The organism is Jannaschia rubra (genome assembly GCF_001403735.1).
Taxonomy (GTDB): Bacteria; Pseudomonadota; Alphaproteobacteria; order Rhodobacterales; family Rhodobacteraceae; genus Jannaschia; species Jannaschia rubra.
The window spans coordinates 203,021-222,403 of the sequence record NZ_CXPG01000020.1 but is presented as its reverse complement, the minus strand read 5'-3'; the positions used below and the strand labels follow the sequence as shown (position 1 = coordinate 222,403).

Here is a 19,383-nt window from a genome sequence, read left to right as displayed (position 1 = left end):
TCCGCCGCAAGGCGTTCTGGACGCCGCTGTCCCGCACCCCTATCGTCGCCGCCGGGACGGCGAGGGGAGGATGCGCAGATGGCGTTCGGCAAGACGATCCGCACCTGGTTCGACGGCACGTGGCACGAGGGGGACGTACCCGTCATGCGCGCCGCCGACCATGGCATGTGGCAAGGCAGCAGCGTCTTCGATGGCGCCCGGCGGTTCGAGGGGATGGCCCCCGACCTGGACCGGCATTGTGCCCGGCTGAACCGGTCGGCGCGGGCGCTGATGCTGCGGCCCACGGTCGAGGCCGACCGTATGGTCGAGCTGATCCACGAAGGGCTGGAGGGCTTCGCGCCCGATGCCGCCATCTATATCCGGCCGATGTACTGGGGCATCCACGGCAGCGAACTGGGGCTGGTGCCGTCGGAGTCCGAGACGGGGTTCGCGATCTGCCTGGAGGAAGTGCCGATGTTCGCGCCCGACACCGCGACGACGCTGACCACCACGCGGTTCCGCCGGCCGGTTCTGGAGAGCGCGGTCTGCGACGCGAAGGCCGGGTGCCTTTATCCCAACAACGCGCGGATGCTGGCCGAGGCGCAGGCCAAGGGCTTCGGCAACGCGCTGGTGGCCGATGCCATGGGCAACGTGGCCGAGAGCGCCACGGCCAACGTCTTCATGGTCAAGGACGGCGAGGTCTTCACCCCCATCGCCAACGGCACCTTCCTGTCGGGCATCACCCGCGCGCGCCACATTGCCAACCTCGCCGCGGAGGGGACGCGGGTGCATGAGACGGTGCTGACCTTCGATGATTTCCGCGATGCGGACGAGGTGTTCCTGTCGGGCAACCTGACCAAGGTGACGCCGATCGCGGCCTTCGACGACCGCCGGTACCGGACCGGCCCCGTCACGCGCCGCGTGCGCGAGATGTACTGGGACTGGGCCCGATCGGCGGCCTGATCCGGGGGCTGCTCGCGGCGCTGCCGCTGCTGGCGACGCTGGCAGCGACGGCCTGGGCCCTGTCCACGAACCCGCTGGCCGCGCCCTTCGTCGAGAGGTCGGCGGAGGATCTTGCGCTGACGCTGGAGCGGCAGGTCCGGCGGGCGGCGACGGCGGAATGGATCGAGGCATCGCTGGCGGCGGCGGTGTCGGACCGCGACGTGGACCGGACGGAAATGCTGATCGGGCTTGCCGCCGATCTGGGACACGAGGTGGACACGGCCCCGGCAATTGCGATGATCGAGGAGCAGTCGGGCTGGTGGGAGGTGACGCGGGACTGCGGCGCCTGCATGGCCGATGTGGCCCAGTGCGCGTCGCTGTCGATGATCGGGGCCTGCGCCGTGCCGTTCGAGATGTCGCCGCTGGGCGACCTGAACGCGCTGCGCCGCGAGGGGACGGCCTATCTTGCGGGCGACCCGGTGGACGAGGTGAACGCGGGCCTCGCCATCGTCGGGCTGGGCGCCACGGCGGCCATCGCGGTCACGGGCGGATCGTCGGCCACGATCAAGGCGGGCACCGGGCTTCTGCGGCTGGCGCGGCGGATGGGCAGCCTGACGCCCGAGCTTGCGCGCCTGCTTCGGGTGCCGATCCGCTGGGACGCGGTGCCGGGCTGGCTGCGGGGCGCGGCGCCCCTGTCGGACGTGACGGATGTGGCCCGGCTGGAGCGTCTGGGCACGGTGGCCGCGGATTTCGGACGGGTGCGGGAAGCCACCTCCACCGCGGAGGCGCTGCGGCTGGCGCGGCATGTGGACGGGCCGGAGGATGCCGCCCGGCTGGCCCGCGTGGCGGAGGCCGCCGGCCCGCGCACCACGCGCAGCTTCGCCGTGCTGGGCAAGGCGCGGGTCTTCCGCGCCACCGTCCGGCTGAGCCGTGCGGCGGCCGGGACGCTCCTGCTGATCTGGCTGTCGCTGGCGCAGGTCGCCGCGGTCCTGGGCACGCGGACGACGGCCCTTCTGCTGCGATGGCTCGCACCCAAGCCGGTGGACAGGCGCCGCGGAGCGGGGCAAAGCTGATATCCCGTGAACCACGTCCGAGGGCCCGATGCGCAAGTTCCTCGTCATCCTGGATGACAGCCGCGAATGTCTCAACGCCATGCGATTTGCCTCGCTCAGGGCGCAGCACACGGGGGGCGGCGTCGAGGTCCTGTCGGTGATTCCGCCCGACGAGTTCAACCACTGGATCGGCGTGGGCGACATCATGCGCGAGGAGGCCCGCGAGAGGATCGTGGCCCATTTCGAGGTCTTCGCCAAATGGATGCGCGACAAGCACGGGCTGGAGCCGCATCTGGTCATCCGCGAGGGCGAGCCGGTGGACGAGATCCTGGCGCAGGTGACGGAGGATCCCGAGATCGGCGTGCTGGTGCTGGGGGCCAGCGCCGACGGCAAGGGGCCGGGGCCGCTCGTGATGCAGCTGACGAAGGCGTCGGGGACGTTGCCGGTGCCCATCACCATCGTTCCAGGGAACCTGACCAAGGAACAGCTGGAGGGGATCGCCTGACCGGCCGACGCCCGATTTAGAATCGTTCCAAGTCGTTGACACTGGCGGGCCGGAGGACCACATTGGGGGCCTGACACCCGAGGACCTGCGCCATGTTCATCCAGACCGAGACCACGCCGAACCCCGCCACGCTGAAGTTCCTGCCCGGCCAGACCGTGCTGGATGCCGGCACGGCCGATTTTCCCGACCCCGACTCGGGGCAGAAGTCGCCGCTGGCCCGGCGCATCTTCGGCATCGGCGGGATCACCGGGGTGTTCTTCGGCCATGACTTCGTGACCGTGACCAAGGACGACGGCACCGAGTGGGACCATGTGAAGCCCGCGATCCTGGGCGCCATCATGGAGCATTTCCAGTCGGGCGAGCCGGTGATGGAGGGCGAGGCGCAGACGCAGCACGCCGCCAACCACGACGAGGCCGACAGCGCCATCGTCGGCCAGATCACCGAGCTTCTGGACACCCGCGTCCGCCCGGCGGTCGCGCAGGACGGCGGCGACATAACGTTCCACGGCTTCGAGCGCGGCATCGTCTATCTGCAGATGAAGGGCGCCTGCGCGGGCTGCCCCTCGTCGACGATGACCCTGAAGATGGGGATCGAGAACCTGTTGCGGCATTATATCCCCGAGGTGCTGGAGGTGCGCCCTGTCGGTCTCTGACCGCCTGACGCTGGGGTTCGACACGTCGGCCGCGCATTGCGCGGCCGCTGTCGTGTCGGGCGACCGCATCCTGGCCGAACGGGTGGAGCCGATGATCAAGGGACAGGCAGAGCGCCTGATGCCGATGCTGGAGGAAGTCCTGGCCGAGGCGGGCGTCGCATGGGCCGACCTGTCGGCGATCGGCGTGGGCACCGGGCCGGGCAATTTCACCGGCACCCGCATCGCCGTCGCCGCCGCGCGGGGGCTGGCGCTGGCGCTCGACATTCCGGCCGAAGGGGTCACCTTGGCCGAAGCCCACGGAGCGGGGCGCGACGTCATCGTCTGCCTGCCCGCGCCGCGCGGCGGGGTTCATGCCTGCCGGGGCGACGAGGTGCGGACGACCGACGGCACCCTGCCCGACGGCTGGTCCGCGCCGCTGACGGGCCCCGCGGCCGCGCAGGTGGCCGCCGCGACGGGGCGCGCGGTGGTGGAGGCCCCGTCACTGCCCGTGTCGATCGCGCGCATCGCCGCGACGCGCGCCGCGCCCGACCGCCCCGCCCCCGCACCGGTCTATCTGCGCCCTGCCGATGCGGCCCCCGCGGCGGATGTGCCGCCGGTGATCCTGCCGTGACGCCCACGGACATGGCCGCGCTGCATGGCCTGTGCTTCTCGGGCACCGCCTGCTGGCCGGCGGAGGCCTTCGCGCGCACGCTGGAAGGCCGCGGCATCTTTGTCGTCGAGGCGGCGGGGGGATTCGCCCTCGGGCGGGCCGTGGCCGACGAGGCGGAGCTTCTGACATTCGCGGTGCATCCCGATCGCCGGCGTCTCGGCATCGGGCGCGACCTGCTCGAGCGGTTCGAGGCGGCGGCGCGCGACCGGGGGGCCGTCTCGGCCTATCTGGAGGTCGCGGCCGACAACGATGCGGCCCGCGCGCTCTATGCGGGCGCGGGATGGGACGTGGCGGGGCGGCGGGCCGGATACTACGGCGCGGGCGACGCGCTGATCCTGCGGAAGGCGCTCTGACCGCGGGTCACGGATGGCAGGTTCCGGTTGACGTCGGCGCGACCCTGCGGCCTTATCTCCTTCACCAAACGCGGCGACGGGGGGCCGGTGCGGCCAGACCCCGGCCCATTCGACGGGAGAGACCAATGACCATCACCAAGACCCTCATGGGGGCCGCGGCCACCGTTGCCCTGGCGACCGGCATGGCGGCGGCCGAGCCGGGCCTGATCATCGACCTGGGGGGCAAGTTCGACAAGTCCTTCAACGAGAGCGCCTACAACGGCGCGCAGCGGTGGGTCGAGGAGACCGGCGGCTCCTACGCCGAAACGGAGCTGGCGAACGAGGCGCAGCGCGAGCAGACCATGCGCCGCATGGCCGAGCGGGGCGCGGACCCCATCGTCGTGCTGGGCTTCGCCAACGCCTCGACGCTGGACGTGGTCGCACCCGATTATCCCGAAACGCGCTTCGTCATCATCGACGAGGTCGTGGACCAGCCCAACGTCAAGTCGATCACCTTCGCGGAGCCGGAAGGCAGCTACCTGGTCGGGGTCATGGCGGCCATGGCGTCGGAAACCGGGACGGTCAGCTTCATCGGCGGGATGGACGTGCCGCTGATCTCCAAGTTCGCCTGCGGCTATGCCCAGGGTGTGAAGGCGACGAACCCCGACGCCGAGGTCATCGTCAACATGACGGGCACCACGCCCACCGCCTGGAACGACCCGGTCAAGGGCGCGGAACTGACGCGCAGCCAGATCGGCCAGGGATCGGACGTGGTCTTCGCGGCCGCGGGCGGCACCGGCATCGGCGTGCTCCAGGCGGCGGCGGATGCCGACATCCTGGCCATCGGCGTGGACAGCAACCAGAACGGGCTGCACCCGGGCAAGGTGCTGACCTCGATGGTCAAGCGCGTGGACAATGCCGTCTTCGACGTCTTCACCGCCGCGGAGGACGGCACGCTGGAAACCGGGCATGAAGTTCTCGGTCTCGACAACGAGGGCGTGGCCGTGGCGATGGACGAGAACAACGCCGAACTCGTCAGCCCCGAGATGAAGGCCGCCGTCGAGGAGGCGCAGGCCAAGATCGCCTCGGGCGGGATCGAGGTCCATGACTACCTGACCGACAACAGCTGTCCGGCCTACTGATGGCGGCGGACCCCGGCGAGACGTTGCTCGACATGCTGAAGGCCTGGAACGAGGCCGACTCCGGGGTGCGCGACGACATCCTGACGGGGGCCACCGGGCCCTCGTTCACCTATCGCGATCCCCATGCGCCGGGCCCCATCGCGGGCGCCGAGGGGATGGCCGACTACCTCACGATCTTCCGGCAGAACCTGCCCGACGCGGTGCTGGTGCCCGGCGGCCGCCCCAAGGTCACGCATGACACGGCGATGGTCTATGCCCGGCTCGACCGGGACGGTGAGCCGTTCGCGCGGCTGATCTTCGTGGGCACCGCCAAAGACGGCAAACTGACGGACCTGAGCGCCTTCATGGAGAGCGAATGACCGAGCCGCTGGCCATCGAACTGCGCGGCATCTCCAAGGCTTTCGGGCCGGTGCAGGCGAACCGCGACATCTCGATCCAGGTGAAGCGCGGGTCGATCCACGGCATCATCGGCGAGAACGGGGCGGGGAAATCGACGCTCATGTCGATCCTCTACGGCTTCTACCGGGCCGATTCCGGCGAGATCCTGATCGGCGGCAAGCCCACCGAGATCCCCGACAGCCAGGCGGCCATCGACGCGGGCATCGGCATGGTCTTTCAGCATTTCAAGCTGGTCGAGAATTTCACCGTACTCGAGAACGTCGTCCTCGGTGCGGAGGACGGCGCCCTGCTGCGGCCGTCGCTGGCCAAGGCGCGCAGGCTTCTGCGGCAATTGGCCGACGACTACGAGATGGACGTGGACCCCGACGCGGTGATCGAGGACCTGGGCGTGGGCCAGCAGCAGCGCGTCGAGATCCTCAAGGCGCTGTACCGCGAGGCGGACATCCTGATCCTGGACGAGCCGACGGGCGTGCTGACCCCCGCCGAGGCCGACCACCTGTTCCGCATCCTCAACGGCCTGCGCGACGAGGGGAAGACGATCATCCTCATCACCCACAAGCTGCGCGAGATCATGGAGATCACCGATACCGTCAGCGTCATGCGCCGGGGCGAGATGACGGCCACGGTGCGGACCGCCGACACGTCGCCCGAGGAACTGGCCGAGCTGATGGTGGGGCGCAAGGTGTTGCTGCGCGTGGACAAGAAGCCCGCGACCCCCGGTGACGTCGTGCTGGAGGTCGAGAACCTGCGCGTGGTCGACGACCGCCGGGTCGAGCGCCTGCGGGGCATCGACCTAACCATCCGGGCGGGCGAGATCCTGGGCGTCGCCGGCGTGTCCGGCAACGGACAGTCGGAACTGCTGGAGGTGCTGGGCGGATACGCGAAGGGCACGGGCACCATCCGGGTGAACGGCCAGCCCATCGACCTGACCGGCCGGACATCGGACGCCCGCAGCCGCCGCGCCCGCGGCATCGCCCATGTTCCCGAGGACCGGCAGCGCGAAGGGCTCATCATGGATTACCGCGCCTGGGAGAACGTGGGCTTCGGCTATCACGACGACCCGAAGTTCGGCGCGGGCTTCCTGATGGACAACGCCGCGCTCCGCCGCGACTGCGAGGGCAAGATGGAGCGGTTCGACGTGCGCCCTCCAGATCCGAACCTCGCGGCGAAGAACTTCTCCGGCGGCAACCAGCAGAAGATCGTCCTTGCCCGCGAGATCGAGCGCAACCCGGACCTTCTGCTGATCGGGCAGCCGACGCGCGGCGTGGACATCGGCGCCATCGAATTCATCCACCAGCAGATCGTCGCCCTGCGCGACCAGGGCAAGGCGATCCTTCTGGTGTCCGTCGAACTCGACGAGATCCTCGCGCTGTCGGACCGCATCGCGGTCATGTTCGACGGCCGCATCATGGGCGAACGCCTGCCCTCCGAGACCGACCAGGGGGAACTGGGGCTGATGATGGCGGGCATGGCCGGAAGCGGGGTGGCCGCATGAACGACGCCATGCCCCGCTGGGCAGACATCGTCCTGATCCCGATCATCAACCTTGTGCTGGCGCTGCTGGTGTCGGGGATCGTCGTGGCCATGATCGGCGAGAACCCGTTCGAGGCTCTGGTCTTCCTCATCAAGGGCGCGGTGGGGTCGGCCTATGGCTGGGGCTATACGCTGTTCTACACGACCAACTTCATCTTCACCGGGCTGGGCGTCGCGGTGGCCTTCCACGCGCGGATGTTCAACATCGGGGGCGAGGGTCAGGCGGCACTGGGCGGTCTCGGGGTGGCGCTGGTGGTGCTGACAGTGCCGTGGCCGCACTGGCTGCTGGCGCTCCCGGCGGCAATCGTGGGTGCCATGGCGTTCGGGGCGCTCTGGGCCGCGATTCCGGCGTATCTGCAGGCCCGGCGCGGCAGCCACATCGTCATCACCACGATCATGTTCAACTTCATCGCATCGGCCCTGATGGTCTATCTGCTGGCCAACGTCCTGAAGGTGCCGGGCAGCGCCTCGCCCGAGTCGGCCCGGTTCATCGAGGGCGCGCGCCTGCCCAATGCCAACGACCTGCTGCCGTTCCTGGGCTTCCCGCGGTCCACACCCCTGAACGTCAGCTTCCTCGTCGCGATCCTGGCCTGTGTGGGCGTCTGGGTCCTGATCTGGCGGACAAGACTCGGCTACGAGATACGCGCCTTCGGCCACTCGGAGCCGGCGGCGCTCTATGCGGGCATCTCGCCCACAAAGATCGTCATGGTGTCGATGCTGATCTCGGGCGGGCTCTGCGGCCTCATGGCGATCAACGCGGTCATGGGCGAGGCGGAGCGGCTGGTCATCGATCCGGTGCAGGGCGCGGGATACGTGGGCATCGCGGTCGCGCTGATGGGGCGGTCGCATCCGGTGGGCGTGTTCATGGCGGCGCTTCTGTTCGGGGTGCTCTATCAGGGCGGCATCGAGGTGCAGTACGAGATCCCGGGCTTCACGCGCGAGATGATCGTGGTCATCCAGGCGCTGGTGATCCTGTTCACCGGCGCGCTCGACAACATGGTGCGCGCGCCGGTGGAACGGGTGTTCCTGTCGCGCCGCCGCCAGCCGGTCGCGCCCGAGCCGACGACCCCGTCGCAGCCCGGCGGCCACCCCGAGAAAGGCCAGGCCGAGCCATGAGCGTGATCGAGGTCATCCAGCTTCTCGACAGCGCGCTGCGCCTTGCCACGCCGCTGTTGCTCGCCTGTCTCGCCGGGCTGTTCTCGGAGCGCGCGGGGATCTTCGACATCGGGCTGGAGGGCAAGATGCTCGCCTCGGCCTTCCTGTCAGCGGCGGTGGCGAGCTATACCGGCAACGTCTGGATGGGACTTTTCGCGGGTATCGGCGCCTCGCTGGTGCTGGCGGCGATCCACGGGGTCGCCTCGATCACCTTCCGGGGCAACCAGCTGATCTCGGGTGTGGCGATCAATTTCCTCGCCTCCGGCCTGACCGTCGTGATCGGCGAGGCCTGGTTCGCCCTGGGCGGCCGGACGCCGCAATTGTCGGGCGGCGCGCGGTTCCAGGCGATCACCCTGCCCTTCGCCGACGCGGTGGCGGATGTGCCGATCCTCGGTCCGGTCTATGCGCAGCTTCTGTCTGGCCACTCGATCCTCGTCTATGTGGCGCTGCTCTGCGTGCCGCTGACGTGGTGGGTGCTGTTCCGCACCCGCTTCGGCCTGCGCCTGCGCGCGGTGGGCGAGAACCCCGCCGCCGTCGACACGGCCGGCGTTTCGGTCGTGGGCCTGCGTTACGCGGCGGTGATGATCTGCGGCGTGCTGACCGGCATCGCGGGCGCCTATCTGTCGACGGCGCTGTCGGCCGGCTTCGTCAAGGAGATGTCGGCGGGGCGCGGGTTCATCGCGCTGGCCGCGCTGATCTTCGCCAAGTGGCGGCCGTGGTATGCGCTCGGTGCGACGCTCCTGTTCGGGCTGCTGGAAGCCCTGGGCAACAGGTTCCAGTCGCTCGACATCCTGGGCGTTACCGTGCCCACGCAGTTCATGCAGGCATTGCCCTATATCCTGACGGTCGTCATCCTGGCAGGGTTCGTGGGCCGGGCGATTCCGCCGCGCGCTGGCGGCGAGCCCTACGTCAAGGAACGCTGACGCGCGCATGGTGCCAGACGTTCATGGCCGATAGGTCCAGCACCGCCCCCGGCCCCGGTGCGGCCGGTTTCGCGGGCGGCGGGGTTTGACAGGTCGCCGCCCATTCCGTTTAGAGGGCCTGTCCCACCCGCGAGGCACCCCTTGCAGATCTACCTTCCAATTGCCGAGGTGTCGGTCAACGTCTTCCTCCTGCTGGGGCTGGGCGGGGTCATCGGCATCCTGTCCGGCATGTTCGGGGTTGGCGGTGGCTTCCTGCTGACGCCCCTCCTGTTCATGATCGGGATTCCGCCGGCGGTGGCCGTCGCCACCGGCGCGAACCAGACGGTCGCGTCGAGCTTTTCGGGCGTGCTCGCACATCTGAAACGGCGGACGGTCGACCTGAGGATGGGGACCGTGCTTTTGATCGGGGGGATGGTCGGTGCGGCCCTCGGGGTGCAGGTGTTCAACCTGCTTCGGGCCGTGGGTCAGGTCGATCTGCTGGTCAACCTCTGCTACGTCGTCTTTCTGGGCGGGATCGGCGCGCTGATGTTCGTCGAAAGCCTGAACGCCATCCGCAAGGCGCGGCGCAAGGGTCCGGCGCCGCGCACCGTGCGCCGGCAGCGCGGCTGGGTCCATGCGATGCCGCTCAAGATGAAGTTCCGCACCAGCGGCCTGTTCATCTCGGTCATTCCGCCGGCGCTGGTGGGGATGCTGACCGGCGTGCTGGCGGCGATCATGGGCGTGGGGGGCGGGTTCATCACGGTGCCCGCCATGATCTACCTGCTGGGGATGCCGACCAAGGTCGTCATCGGCACGTCGCTGTTCCAGATCATCTTCGTGACCGGCTTCGCCACCATCCTGCACGCTACGACCAACTACACCGTCGACATGGTGCTGGCCGTGATGCTGCTGGTCGGGGGCGTGATCGGCGCGCAGATCGGCACACGCATCGGGACGCGGCTCAAGGCGGAACAACTTCGCATCCTGCTGGCGATCATGGTGCTGGCGGTCTGCGGCAAGCTGGCGCTCGACCTGCTGCTGCGCCCGGAGGAGCTCTATTCCATCGCCGTGGGGAGCGAGACGTGATCCGGGCGCTGGCCTTCCTCTGCGCACTCGCCCTGCCGGCCGGGGCGGAGGAGATCGTGGCCGACATGAGCCAGGACCGCATCGCCATCTCGACTGACTTCGACGGCTCCGAGATCCTGATCTTCGGCGCGATCAAGCGCGAGGAGCCGCAGCCCGACGCCAGCCAGATGGCCATTCTCGTCACCGTGGCCGGCCCGCGCGAGGATGTGACCGTCCGCCGCAAGGAGCGTCGCTTCGGCATCTGGGTGAACACCGATGCCGTCGACGTCAGCGGCGCCCCCAGCTTCTATGCCGTGGCCTCGACCATACCTCTGTCGCGCGCGCTGACGCCGGAGGAGGATGAACGCTGGCGCATCACCGCGCCGCGCGCGATCCTGGCGCCCGGCATGGCGACCATGTCGAGGGACGACCCCGCGTTCCTCGACGCGCTGATCCGGGTCAGGACGGATTCGCGCAACTATGCCATCGCGGACGATTCCGTGACGCTGCGCGACGCCACGCTGTTCTCGACCGAGATCGACCTGCCCTCGGACCTCACCGAGGGGAACTACGACACCCGCATCTTCCTGACGCGCGACGGCATGGTGGTGGACAGCTACGCCACCTCGATCTTCGTGCAGAAGGTGGGGCTGGAGCGGTGGATCTATACGCTCGCCCATGAGCAACCGCTGATCTACAGCTTTCTGTCGCTGTTCATCGCCATCTCGGCGGGCTGGGGCGCCTCGGCCGTGTTCCGCTATATCCGGTCCTGACGCTCAGTCGTCGTCTTCCTGCGCCAGGGTCAGGGGTGCGGCCTCCACCTTCAGGTCCGAAGCGTCGAGCGGCGCCTTCGGCATCGCCAGCGCATAGCGTTTGACCCAGATCAGCCGCGTTACCGCGCGGGTGATTGCCACATAGGCCAGCCGCTTCCAGAGCTGCTGCCCCGCCTCGACCCGGCCCGCCTGCGACGCGGCGTAGAGGTCGGGCGCAAAGACCTGCACCGCGTCCCACTGCGAGCCCTGGGCCTTGTGCGTCGTCACCGCCGCACCGTGCAGGAAGGCCGCCCCCATGCGGGCGGCGAAGGGCAGGAACGGCTCCTCCTCTCCGATCTGCTCGATCTTGACGATGCTGCTGACCGAAATCTCGGGTTCAGGTGCGCCGACCACGTGAAGCTTGCTGAACCCCGGCTTTCGGCCAGGGCCGAGGTAGACGACCTGCGCGCCCTTGATGAGGCCCCGTGCCTCCAGGTCGATACGCCGCTTGCGATGCTTGAGCGGAAGCTCCAGCCCGTCGCAGATCAGCGGCTCGCCGGGCAGAAGATGCGTGGCGTCGGCACCGTGCGCTTGCCGGAAGGCATGGATCAGGCGGATGCGCGTGGCGTTGCGCCAGACCAGCACGGGCGATCGGGCCATCAGGTCGGAATCGGCGCGCTGCGCGATCTGCACGCGATCGTCGCGGGCGGCGGCATCTTCCACCATCGCCTCGAAATCGCGGAAGGACAGGTCCGGGTCGCCCAGGGCATGAGCCAGGTCCAGAATGGGGTTGTCCGCCTCCTGCCGGTGGACGCGGTCCAGATGCAGGTGGTCGTCGCCGCCGAAGCGGTCGAAGACCATGCGGCCCGACTGGTTCACGGGGGCGAGCTGCGCCGGATCGCCGAAGAGGACGAGCGTGGGAAAGATCTCGCGCAGGTCCTCGTATTGCTTGTCGTCGAGCATCGAGGATTCGTCGACGAAGCCCACGTCGAGCGGACTCTCGCGACGTTTCCAGCCGGTGATGAAGTCCGACCCCCGCAGCCCCGCCGCCGCCAGCGCGCCGGGCACCGAGGAGGTTTCATCATAGACCCGTTTGGCGCGGTCCAGCGCCTCGTCCGACATTGCATCGACCGTGGGCCGATCGGCGTCGCCGGCCAGCCATTCCGCGATGCGCTCGTACTGGGGGTCGTAGACCGGGGTATAGAGGATGCGGTGGATCGTCGTGGCGGGCACGCCCCGGCCGCGCAGCACGCTCGCCGCCTTGTTGGTAGGGGCGAGCACCGCGAGTGTGCGGCGGTCCTTGCGCTTGCGCTCATAGTCGCCGGAGACGAGATCCAGACCCGCCATGCGCAGCGCCTTGACCATCTGCGCCAGCAGAAGCGTCTTTCCGGAGCCGGCCTTGCCTGTCACCGCAAGGACGCGCCCCTGCTCATCGGGGCGTTCGCCCGCCCGGCCGGCCGCCACGTCGATGCCGCTGTCCGACAGCACCTCGGCGATGCGGTCCCAGGCCTGGGCTTGATCGGGGGAGAGGTTAGGGGCGGGGGCGATGTCCATCGCCCCCTTCTATAGGGTCAGCCGCGGACGGAAAGGGGTGCCTGCGCGAGGATCTCGCCGAAGCTCGCCTCCAGCCAGGCGCGCGACGTGCGGGCCTCGACGCCGGCCGTGCTGCACAGCATGTCGTGCGTCCGACGCGACAGGGTCCAGAGCCCGGCGGAAATGCCGTCCTGCGTGCCGAGGACCTCCGGCGACCAGCCCAGCCTGCGATAGATGCGGGTCATGGGCGCGTCGAAGACGCCGACCGAATGGGTGACGCCCATGGCCAGTCCCAGTTCGACCGCGCCGAGCAGCAAGCGCCGCGCGGCCCCTGCCCCGGCCCCCGGCGACAGACAGAAGCGCGTGCATTCCCAGACCAGCGGCGACCGGATCGGGGCACCCCCCATCAGGTGCGGAAAGACGTCGGCCAGCATGGTGGGGCCGGTGGTGGGCAGGAACCGCATGGAGGCGGCATGGCCCCCGGCCGCATCCTCGACGATGACGTAGATCGGATCCATGCCATCGTAATCGTCCGTCTCCCACCCCATGGCGTCAACTGTCACGGCCCAGCCCATGCGGTCGCGGAACTGCGCGGCGCGGTCGCGGAACATGGCGGCGGCAAGGTCCGGGTGGCGGTCGAGGTCCGTGCCGTAGAGATAGCGGATCATGTCGTGTCCCTTCCTGTCCGTGACGGGAAGGGCCTGTCGGTGAGCCGGTTAACGGAACCCTAGCGCGCGCTGCCTTTGAAATTCTGCAACGGCCGATGTTCGGGTTGAGGGAATCAGACGCAGATCAGACCGCGCGACATCGCGTTGGCGACCGCGTGCACGGTGTTCAGCGCGCCCAGTTTGAACCGCGCGCTTTCGATGTAGACGCGCAGGGTGTTCTCGGAAATCCGCAGATGCTCGGCCGCTTGCGCGCGGCTGCGGCCCGCCGCGAGCAGCGTGAGCGCATCCGTCTCGCGCGGGCTGAGCATCTGGTGGGGCGCGTTCTGCGTGCCATCCAGCGCCAGGGCTCGTTCGTTGACGTAATGCGCGACCAGCAGCAGATCGTCGAAGGCTTCGCGCGCGAAGGCTGCCCATTCGTCGTCGCGGGCGCGGTCGTTCAGGGTGAAGACGGCGAACTGGCCGTTCGGCCCCCGGATCGGCAGGCTGAGGCCCTGGTTGCCGATGCCGTGGGCGATCCCCTCGGCCAGCAGGGTGCGCGCGGCGCGGGGCGACCAGTCGAGGGTCTTCCAGTCCGCGGGCGTGAACCGTCGAAAGCAGTTCAGGACGACCGGGTCGATCGCCTGGAAGTTCTCGTCGATATAGGTCTGGACCCAGCCCGGATCATAGGTGACGGCCCCCCAGCGTTCGCCGGTGGAGCGGACCGCGTGATAGACGACATGCTCCACCTCGAAGGTGTCGCGCAGGCTGGTGACAGCCCCCTCCAGCGCGTCGAAACTGGCCGCGCTAGCCAGGCGTTCCAACGCATCGTCCAGTTTCCGCGACATTCGGCCAGCCCTTGATCGGGGACGTCTGGGCGATTTCGGTCGCGGCCACCATGATCGACTCGTCCAGCTGCGCAGCCAGGGTCGGCATGGCGTTGGCCTGCGCAAACCCGCGGAGATCGCCCAATACGTCGATGATCCATTCCTTCGACATCCGACATTCCTTTCAGGGAGGTTAACGGGGAATTAACGCAACCCTACGAGCGAACGGTCCTGCCCCGAAACCCACGCTTTTTACCTCCTCATTTCTGGTGAGGTGCAGGTTTGCAACAGTCTGGAATCGCTGCGGGCAAAGAACGGAACGAAAACGGCCCCGCCGGGTCGGGCGGGGCCGTGGAACAGAATCAGGGACGGATCAGGTGGCGGGCCCGGCCTCCAGCACGTCTTCCAGCGTCCGAAGGCCGGTGACGGGCGCCTGCACGAGAACCGACATGTTGCCCGGCTTGTGCTGGTTGCGGAGCATCTTCATATGCGCCGCCGGAAGGTCGGCCCAGTCGAAGACCTCCGACATGCAGGGGTCGAGGCGCCGCTCCACCATCAGCTTGTTGGCCGCCGCCGCCTGCTTGAGATGGGCGAAATGGCTGCCCTGCAGGCGCTTCTGGTGCATCCACATGTAGCGGACGTCGAACGTCAGGTTATAGCCGGTGGTGCCCGCACAGATGACGACCATGCCGCCCTTCTTGCACACGAAGGTGGAGACGGGGAACGTCGCCTCGCCGGGATGTTCGAACACCATGTCGACGTTCACGCCCTTGCCGGTGATGTCCCAGATCGCCTTGCCGAACTTGCGCGTCTCGGCGAACCATTCGGCGTATTCGGGTGTGCCGACCTTGGGCAGCTGCCCCCAGCATTTGAAATCGTTGCGGTTGAGCACGCCCTTGGCGCCCAGCCCCATGACGAAATCGCGCTTCGATTCGTCGCTGATGACCCCGATCGCATTGGCCCCGGCCGTATTGATGAGCTGGATCGCATAGGACCCGAGGCCGCCGGAGGCGCCCCAGACCAGCACGTTCTGGCCGGGCTTCAGATCGTGGGGCTCGTGCCCGAACAGCATCCGATAGGCGGTGGCGAGCGTCAGGGTATAGCAGGCCGATTCTTCCCACGTCAGGTGCTTGGGCCGCGGCATCAGCTGCTGCGACTGGACACGGGCGAACTGGGCGAAGGATCCGTCGGGCGTCTCATAGCCCCAGATCCGCTGGGTCGGCGAATACATCGGATCGCCGCCGTTGCACTCCTCGTCATCCCCGTCGTCCTGGTTGCAGTGCACCACGACCTCATCGCCCACCTTCCACCGCTTGACCTTGTCGCCCACGGCCCAGACGATGCCCGAGGCATCGGACCCGGCGATGTGATAGGCGGCCTTATGCCCGTCGAACGGGCTGATCGGCACGCCAAGCGCGGCCCAGACGCCGTTGTAGTTGACGCCCGCCGCCATCACGAGGACCAGCACGTCGTGGCTGTCGAGCGCCGGGACGTCGACGATTTCCTGCACCATCGCGGTATCGGGCTCCCCGTGCCGTTCGCGCCGGATCGCCCAGGCATACATCTGTGCCGGGACATGGCCCATCGGGGGCATCTCACCCATTTCATAAAGGTCCTTGGCCACGGCGTCGTAGCTCAGGGAGGAAGTGTTCGTATCGAGCGCCATCGGAGCCTCCTCGGGTTATGCCGCAACGCGGAAAAATCGCGTTGGCTCGCCCCTGAGCTAGCAGGTGAAACGCAACTTTCCAATACCCCTGAACGAAGATCGCGTAACTTTATGTCTCTGATGGTTTCTGCACTGGCAGCGTACGGGCGTAGTAGGCGATCAGGGGCAGCCAGACGTCGTCCACCACGATCTTGGTGCCCGACAGCACCAGAACCTTGCGAACCTCCAGCATGCGAAGCGCGACCAGCGCCACCTCCCGCGCCTCCCGCGTTGCATGGTGGACGACGTGTCCAGCCTTGCGCCAGTCGGCGACGCGGGCTTCGAGATAATCGGCCGCCACCTCGACGTCGCGTGCGCCATCCAGAAGGGCCTCGCAGACCAACGCCATGGGCAGCACCGGCAGCACGTCGCCGATGCGGCTCATCAGTTCCTGTCCCAGCGCAGCCGCGGGATCGGCATGGCCCTGCCAGAGGAACCGGTGCAGCGACAGGGGCCGCCCGAAGGCCACCGCCGCATAACCGAAGCGCGAGAACCGACCGGTCAGGCGCAGTTGCAGGTGACGCCACAGATAGCGCACGACCATCCACCACCGCAGCCGGAAGCGGTGCGCCTCCTGCCCGTCGGCGGCGATCAGCACCCGGTCCTCCAGCACCCGCTCGTAATTCAACGCGACGGGAACGAAAACGACATCGCGCGGATCCTCCTGGTCGTGACCGGCGAGGATATAGCTCAGAAGGCCCAACCGCGGCTCATGCAGGGCGCCGTCCCGCGACAGCCGGCCTTCGGGGAAGATGGCCTGCGTCACACCATTCGCAGTCGCGATCTGGACATACCGGGCCAGCACCCTGCGATAGAGCGGATTGAGATCACGACGCCGCACGAAATACCCGCCCATCGCCCGGATCAACGCGCTGAGCGGCCAGCGCCGCGCCCATTCGCCGACCGCATAGGCCAAGGGCGTCTGCCGCGCGGCGAGCCAGGTGACCAGGACGTAGTCCATGTTGCTGCGATGGTTCAGGACGAAGACCACCGTGGCCTTGGGGTCGACGCCGGCCATTGCCTCCGCCTCGGCCGTGACGCGCACGCGGTAAAGGCTGCGCGACAGCCACCGCGCCAGCCGGGTCGCCACGCCGAAGTAGAGAAGCGCCGAGAACCCCGGCACGATCTCTCGCGCGTAGCGGCGCGCCGTCTCATAGGCGACGGCCTCGGGGATGCCTTCTGAATGGGCATGGTCGACGATGGCCTGCGCGACCTGCGGGTCGTGGATCAGGCGGTTCACCGTGTCCATACGGCGGGCCAGCTTGAACGGCTGGATCGGCCGCTTGAGCCGGGTGTTCAGACGCCCCACGAGCCGTTCCGCCCGACGCCGGAAGAACCAACGGACCGAGGGGAACAGGAAATGCGAGGCGAAGGTCACGGCGGCGAAGAGGATCAGCAGGACCAGTGCCCAGAGAGGAACCTCGACGCTGTGAAACATGCTGGCGACTGTGCCCTTCGGTGCCCTTTGCGTCCAGTGAGTATCTGGCTGGCGTTCCCTCGCTGTCCCATGTCAGATACGGAACGTGCCGCAGCGCGGCGAATTGACCGGAACGGATATGTTCTATATCAGACGTTCTGACGCAATAAAGTTACACAGGACTTCGTCATGCCGCAGAAAGATCGCCCCTGGCTCTTCAGGACCTACGCGGGCCATTCGACGGCCGAAAAGTCCAACGCGCTCTATCGTTCGAACCTGGCGCGCGGACAGACCGGGCTATCCGTGGCCTTCGACCTTCCCACCCAGACCGGCTATGACAGCGATCATGTCCTGTCCCGCGGCGAGGTTGGCAAGGTCGGGGTGCCGGTCGGGCATTTGGGCGACATGCGCGCACTGTTCGCGGACATCCCGCTGGAGCGGATGAACACATCCATGACGATCAACGCGACGGCGCCGTGGCTTCTCTCGCTCTATATCGCCGTGGCCGAGGAACAGGGCGCCGATGTCGCGGCATTGCAGGGGACGGTGCAGAACGATCTCGTGAAGGAATACCTGTCGCGCGGCACCTATGTGTTGCCTCCAGCACCATCGATGCGCCTGATCGCGGATGTGGCCGAATACTGCTATTCCGAGGTTCCGAAATGGAACCCGATGAACGTCTGCTCGTATCACCTGCAGGAAGCGGGTGCCACGCCGGAACAGGAACTGGCCTTCGCTCTGGCGACGGCCACCAGCGTGCTGGACGAATTGCGCGACCGCGTGCCCGCCGAGGATTTCGCGCGGCAGGTGGGGCGAATTTCCTTCTTTGTGAATGCAGGCATCCGCTTCGTCACCGAAATGTGCAAGATGCGCGCCTTCGTCGATCTCTGGGATGAGATCTGCCGCGACAGATACGGCGTGGAAGATGAGAAATATCGGCGTTTCCGCTATGGCGTCCAGGTCAATTCGCTGGGCCTGACCGAACAGCAACCCGAAAACAACGTCTACCGCATCCTGCTGGAAATGCTTGCGGTGACCCTTTCGAAGACGGCCCGCGCGCGGGCCGTCCAACTGCCTGCCTGGAACGAGGCCCTGGGTCTGCCCCGCCCTTGGGACCAGCAGTGGTCCCTGCGAATGCAGCAGGTCCTGGCCTATGAAACCGACCTCCTGGAATACGGCGACCTGTTCGACGGCTCGCCCGTGGTCGCCACGAAGGTCGAGGAGTTGAAGGACGGCGCGCGGGCCGAACTGGACGTCATCGACGGAATGGGCGGCGCGGTCGCGGCCATCGAATACATGAAGGGGCGTCTGGTCGAGTCGAACGCGGAGCGGCTGGGCCGGGTCGAACGGGGCGAGACCACCGTCGTGGGCGTCAACGCCTGGACCGAGGGCGAGCCCTCGCCGCTCGTGGGGGAAGACGGTGGCATCATGACCGTCGATCCGGCGGTCGAGCAGGACCAGATCGACCGGCTGACCGCCTGGCGGGCCGAGCGGGATGCCGCCGCCGTCGCCGCGGCGCTGGACGATCTGGGCCGCGCGGCGCGCGAGGGGCGCAACATCATGCCGCCGTCCATCGCGGCAGCCAAGGCAGGCGTCACCACGGGCGAATGGGCCGGCGTCATGCGTCAGGTCCACGGCGAATACCGCGGCCCCACGGGCGTATCGTCCTCACCCTCCAACCGGACCGAGGGGTTGGAGGAACTGCGCGCCGCCGTCGATGCCGTGTCCGACAGGCTGGGGCGGCGGTTGACGTTCCTGATGGGCAAGCCCGGTCTGGACGGCCATTCCAATGGCGCCGAACAGATCGCCGTGCGCGCCCGGGACTGCGGCATGGCGATCCGCTACGAAGGCATCCGCCTGACGCCGGAAGCCATCGTCGCCGCCGCACAGGACGGCGCCGCGCATGTCGTCGGCCTTTCGATCCTGTCCGGATCGCATCTGCCGCTGGTGGCGGAGCTGATGGAGAGGATGCGTGCGGCCGGTCTCGACCGCATTCCGGTGATCGTCGGCGGCATCATCCCCGAGGAGGATGCGAGACGCCTGAAGGACATGGGCGTCGCCGCCATCTATACGCCCAAGGATTTCGAATTGAACCGGATCATGGGCGATATCGTGCAATTGGCGACGCCGGAGGATGTGGCCGCCGAATAGAAGTTTCTTGATCGCCGGAAACTTCGGGCCTATTGCGGAACTATTC

Annotated in this window: 20 protein-coding genes; 14 read left to right on the top strand and 6 right to left on the bottom strand. The window is 68.0% G+C overall.

The window, feature by feature from the left end:
• Positions 1-78: 78 nt before the first annotated feature.
• The 13 genes from JAN5088_RS10715 (at position 79) to JAN5088_RS10655 (ending at position 11,081) form a co-directional block, all read left to right on the top strand.
• Positions 79-942 carry a branched-chain amino acid aminotransferase gene (locus tag JAN5088_RS10715; protein WP_055682808.1) on the top strand — a complete coding sequence of 288 codons (864 nt, stop codon included), beginning with the start codon at positions 79-81 and terminating at the stop codon, positions 940-942.
• Positions 943-1,142: 200 nt separating this feature from the next.
• Entirely contained in the window at positions 1,143-1,994 is an 852-nt protein-coding gene (locus tag JAN5088_RS10710; protein ID WP_158448482.1) for a hypothetical protein, read from the top strand.
• Positions 1,995-2,022: 28 nt separating this feature from the next.
• Positions 2,023-2,478 (top strand): universal stress protein, encoded by a 456-nt coding sequence (locus JAN5088_RS10705; RefSeq protein WP_055682806.1) that lies wholly within the window; start codon positions 2,023-2,025, stop codon positions 2,476-2,478.
• Between the two features lie 92 nt (positions 2,479-2,570).
• Positions 2,571-3,131, top strand: a complete 561-nt coding sequence (locus tag JAN5088_RS10700) for a NifU family protein (RefSeq protein ID WP_055682805.1) — start codon at positions 2,571-2,573, stop codon at positions 3,129-3,131.
• Positions 3,118-3,741, top strand: coding sequence for a tRNA (adenosine(37)-N6)-threonylcarbamoyltransferase complex dimerization subunit type 1 TsaB (gene tsaB, locus JAN5088_RS10695; protein ID WP_370736416.1), 624 nt, complete (start codon positions 3,118-3,120; stop codon positions 3,739-3,741). The genes JAN5088_RS10700 and tsaB overlap by 14 nt, the downstream gene beginning before the upstream one ends.
• Positions 3,738-4,133 carry a GNAT family N-acetyltransferase gene (locus tag JAN5088_RS10690; RefSeq protein ID WP_055682803.1) on the top strand — a complete coding sequence of 132 codons (396 nt, stop codon included), beginning with the start codon at positions 3,738-3,740 and terminating at the stop codon, positions 4,131-4,133. The genes tsaB and JAN5088_RS10690 overlap by 4 nt, the downstream gene beginning before the upstream one ends.
• Before the next feature lie 125 nt (positions 4,134-4,258).
• Complete coding sequence (locus tag JAN5088_RS10685) at positions 4,259-5,254, top strand: BMP family lipoprotein (RefSeq protein ID WP_055682802.1); 996 nt, start codon at positions 4,259-4,261, stop codon at positions 5,252-5,254.
• Entirely contained in the window at positions 5,254-5,613 is a 360-nt protein-coding gene (locus tag JAN5088_RS10680) for a hypothetical protein (RefSeq protein ID WP_055682801.1), read from the top strand. Before JAN5088_RS10685 ends, JAN5088_RS10680 begins: the two co-directional genes overlap by 1 nt.
• Positions 5,610-7,148: an ABC transporter ATP-binding protein gene (locus JAN5088_RS10675; RefSeq protein ID WP_055682800.1), complete on the top strand. Its 1,539-nt coding sequence runs from the start codon at positions 5,610-5,612 to the stop codon at positions 7,146-7,148. The genes JAN5088_RS10680 and JAN5088_RS10675 overlap by 4 nt, the downstream gene beginning before the upstream one ends.
• The gene (locus JAN5088_RS10670) at positions 7,145-8,302 is read left to right on the top strand and encodes an ABC transporter permease (RefSeq protein ID WP_055682799.1); all 1,158 of its coding nucleotides are present in this window, start codon (positions 7,145-7,147) and stop codon (positions 8,300-8,302) included. The genes JAN5088_RS10675 and JAN5088_RS10670 overlap by 4 nt, the downstream gene beginning before the upstream one ends.
• Positions 8,299-9,264 (top strand): ABC transporter permease, encoded by a 966-nt coding sequence (locus JAN5088_RS10665; protein WP_055682798.1) that lies wholly within the window; start codon positions 8,299-8,301, stop codon positions 9,262-9,264. The genes JAN5088_RS10670 and JAN5088_RS10665 overlap by 4 nt, the downstream gene beginning before the upstream one ends.
• A gap of 141 nt (positions 9,265-9,405) precedes the next feature.
• Complete coding sequence (locus JAN5088_RS10660) at positions 9,406-10,329, top strand: sulfite exporter TauE/SafE family protein (protein WP_055682797.1); 924 nt, start codon at positions 9,406-9,408, stop codon at positions 10,327-10,329.
• Positions 10,326-11,081, top strand: coding sequence for a TIGR02186 family protein (locus JAN5088_RS10655; protein WP_055682796.1), 756 nt, complete (start codon positions 10,326-10,328; stop codon positions 11,079-11,081). Before JAN5088_RS10660 ends, JAN5088_RS10655 begins: the two co-directional genes overlap by 4 nt.
• 3 nt (positions 11,082-11,084) lie before the next feature.
• On the opposite strand, the gene JAN5088_RS10650 is transcribed toward JAN5088_RS10655, so the two are convergent.
• The 6 genes from JAN5088_RS10650 to JAN5088_RS10625 all read right to left on the bottom strand — a co-directional run bounded on the left by JAN5088_RS10650 (position 11,085) and on the right by JAN5088_RS10625 (position 17,207).
• Positions 11,085-12,614, bottom strand: a complete 1,530-nt coding sequence (locus JAN5088_RS10650) for an ATP-dependent DNA helicase (RefSeq protein WP_055682795.1) — start codon at positions 12,612-12,614, stop codon at positions 11,085-11,087.
• 17 nt (positions 12,615-12,631) lie between these two features.
• A complete protein-coding gene (locus tag JAN5088_RS10645) occupies positions 12,632-13,261 on the bottom strand; it encodes an acyl-homoserine-lactone synthase (RefSeq protein WP_055682794.1) in 630 nt (209 codons plus the stop codon).
• A 113-nt stretch (positions 13,262-13,374) separates the two neighbouring features.
• Positions 13,375-14,085 (bottom strand): helix-turn-helix transcriptional regulator, encoded by a 711-nt coding sequence (locus tag JAN5088_RS10640; protein WP_055682793.1) that lies wholly within the window; start codon positions 14,083-14,085, stop codon positions 13,375-13,377.
• The gene (locus JAN5088_RS10635) at positions 14,045-14,236 is read right to left on the bottom strand and encodes a hypothetical protein (RefSeq protein ID WP_055682792.1); all 192 of its coding nucleotides are present in this window, start codon (positions 14,234-14,236) and stop codon (positions 14,045-14,047) included. Before JAN5088_RS10635 ends, JAN5088_RS10640 begins: the two co-directional genes overlap by 41 nt.
• Positions 14,237-14,437: 201 nt before the next feature.
• Entirely contained in the window at positions 14,438-15,730 is a 1,293-nt protein-coding gene (gene ccrA, locus JAN5088_RS10630; protein WP_055682791.1) for a crotonyl-CoA carboxylase/reductase, read from the bottom strand.
• A 109-nt stretch (positions 15,731-15,839) separates the two neighbouring features.
• Complete coding sequence (locus JAN5088_RS10625) at positions 15,840-17,207, bottom strand: 1-acyl-sn-glycerol-3-phosphate acyltransferase (protein WP_055682790.1); 1,368 nt, start codon at positions 17,205-17,207, stop codon at positions 15,840-15,842.
• Between the two features lie 168 nt (positions 17,208-17,375).
• Between JAN5088_RS10625 and JAN5088_RS10620 the strand changes: the two genes are divergently transcribed.
• Positions 17,376-19,337 (top strand): ethylmalonyl-CoA mutase, encoded by a 1,962-nt coding sequence (locus JAN5088_RS10620; RefSeq protein ID WP_055682789.1) that lies wholly within the window; start codon positions 17,376-17,378, stop codon positions 19,335-19,337.
• Positions 19,338-19,383 lie beyond the last annotated feature (46 nt).

Bases quoted from the DNA above. Each gene is read 5' to 3' on its own strand.
- JAN5088_RS10715 (WP_055682808.1), top strand. From the start codon at position 79: ATGGCGTTCGGCAAGACGATCCGCACCTGGTTCGACGGCACGTGGCAC.
- JAN5088_RS10705 (WP_055682806.1), top strand. From the start codon at position 2,023: ATGCGCAAGTTCCTCGTCATCCTGGATGACAGCCGCGAATGTCTCAAC.
- JAN5088_RS10700 (WP_055682805.1), top strand. From the start codon at position 2,571: ATGTTCATCCAGACCGAGACCACGCCGAACCCCGCCACGCTGAAGTTC.
- JAN5088_RS10685 (WP_055682802.1), top strand. From the start codon at position 4,259: ATGACCATCACCAAGACCCTCATGGGGGCCGCGGCCACCGTTGCCCTG.
- JAN5088_RS10680 (WP_055682801.1), top strand. From the start codon at position 5,254: ATGGCGGCGGACCCCGGCGAGACGTTGCTCGACATGCTGAAGGCCTGG.
- JAN5088_RS10675 (WP_055682800.1), top strand. From the start codon at position 5,610: ATGACCGAGCCGCTGGCCATCGAACTGCGCGGCATCTCCAAGGCTTTC.
- JAN5088_RS10670 (WP_055682799.1), top strand. From the start codon at position 7,145: ATGAACGACGCCATGCCCCGCTGGGCAGACATCGTCCTGATCCCGATC.
- JAN5088_RS10665 (WP_055682798.1), top strand. From the start codon at position 8,299: ATGAGCGTGATCGAGGTCATCCAGCTTCTCGACAGCGCGCTGCGCCTT.
- JAN5088_RS10650 (WP_055682795.1), bottom strand. From the start codon at position 12,614: ATGGACATCGCCCCCGCCCCTAACCTCTCCCCCGATCAAGCCCAGGCC.
- JAN5088_RS10645 (WP_055682794.1), bottom strand. From the start codon at position 13,261: ATGATCCGCTATCTCTACGGCACGGACCTCGACCGCCACCCGGACCTT.
- JAN5088_RS10640 (WP_055682793.1), bottom strand. From the start codon at position 14,085: ATGTCGCGGAAACTGGACGATGCGTTGGAACGCCTGGCTAGCGCGGCC.
- JAN5088_RS10635 (WP_055682792.1), bottom strand. From the start codon at position 14,236: ATGTCGAAGGAATGGATCATCGACGTATTGGGCGATCTCCGCGGGTTT.
- ccrA (WP_055682791.1), bottom strand. From the start codon at position 15,730: ATGGCGCTCGATACGAACACTTCCTCCCTGAGCTACGACGCCGTGGCC.
- JAN5088_RS10625 (WP_055682790.1), bottom strand. From the start codon at position 17,207: ATGTTTCACAGCGTCGAGGTTCCTCTCTGGGCACTGGTCCTGCTGATC.
- JAN5088_RS10620 (WP_055682789.1), top strand. From the start codon at position 17,376: ATGCCGCAGAAAGATCGCCCCTGGCTCTTCAGGACCTACGCGGGCCAT.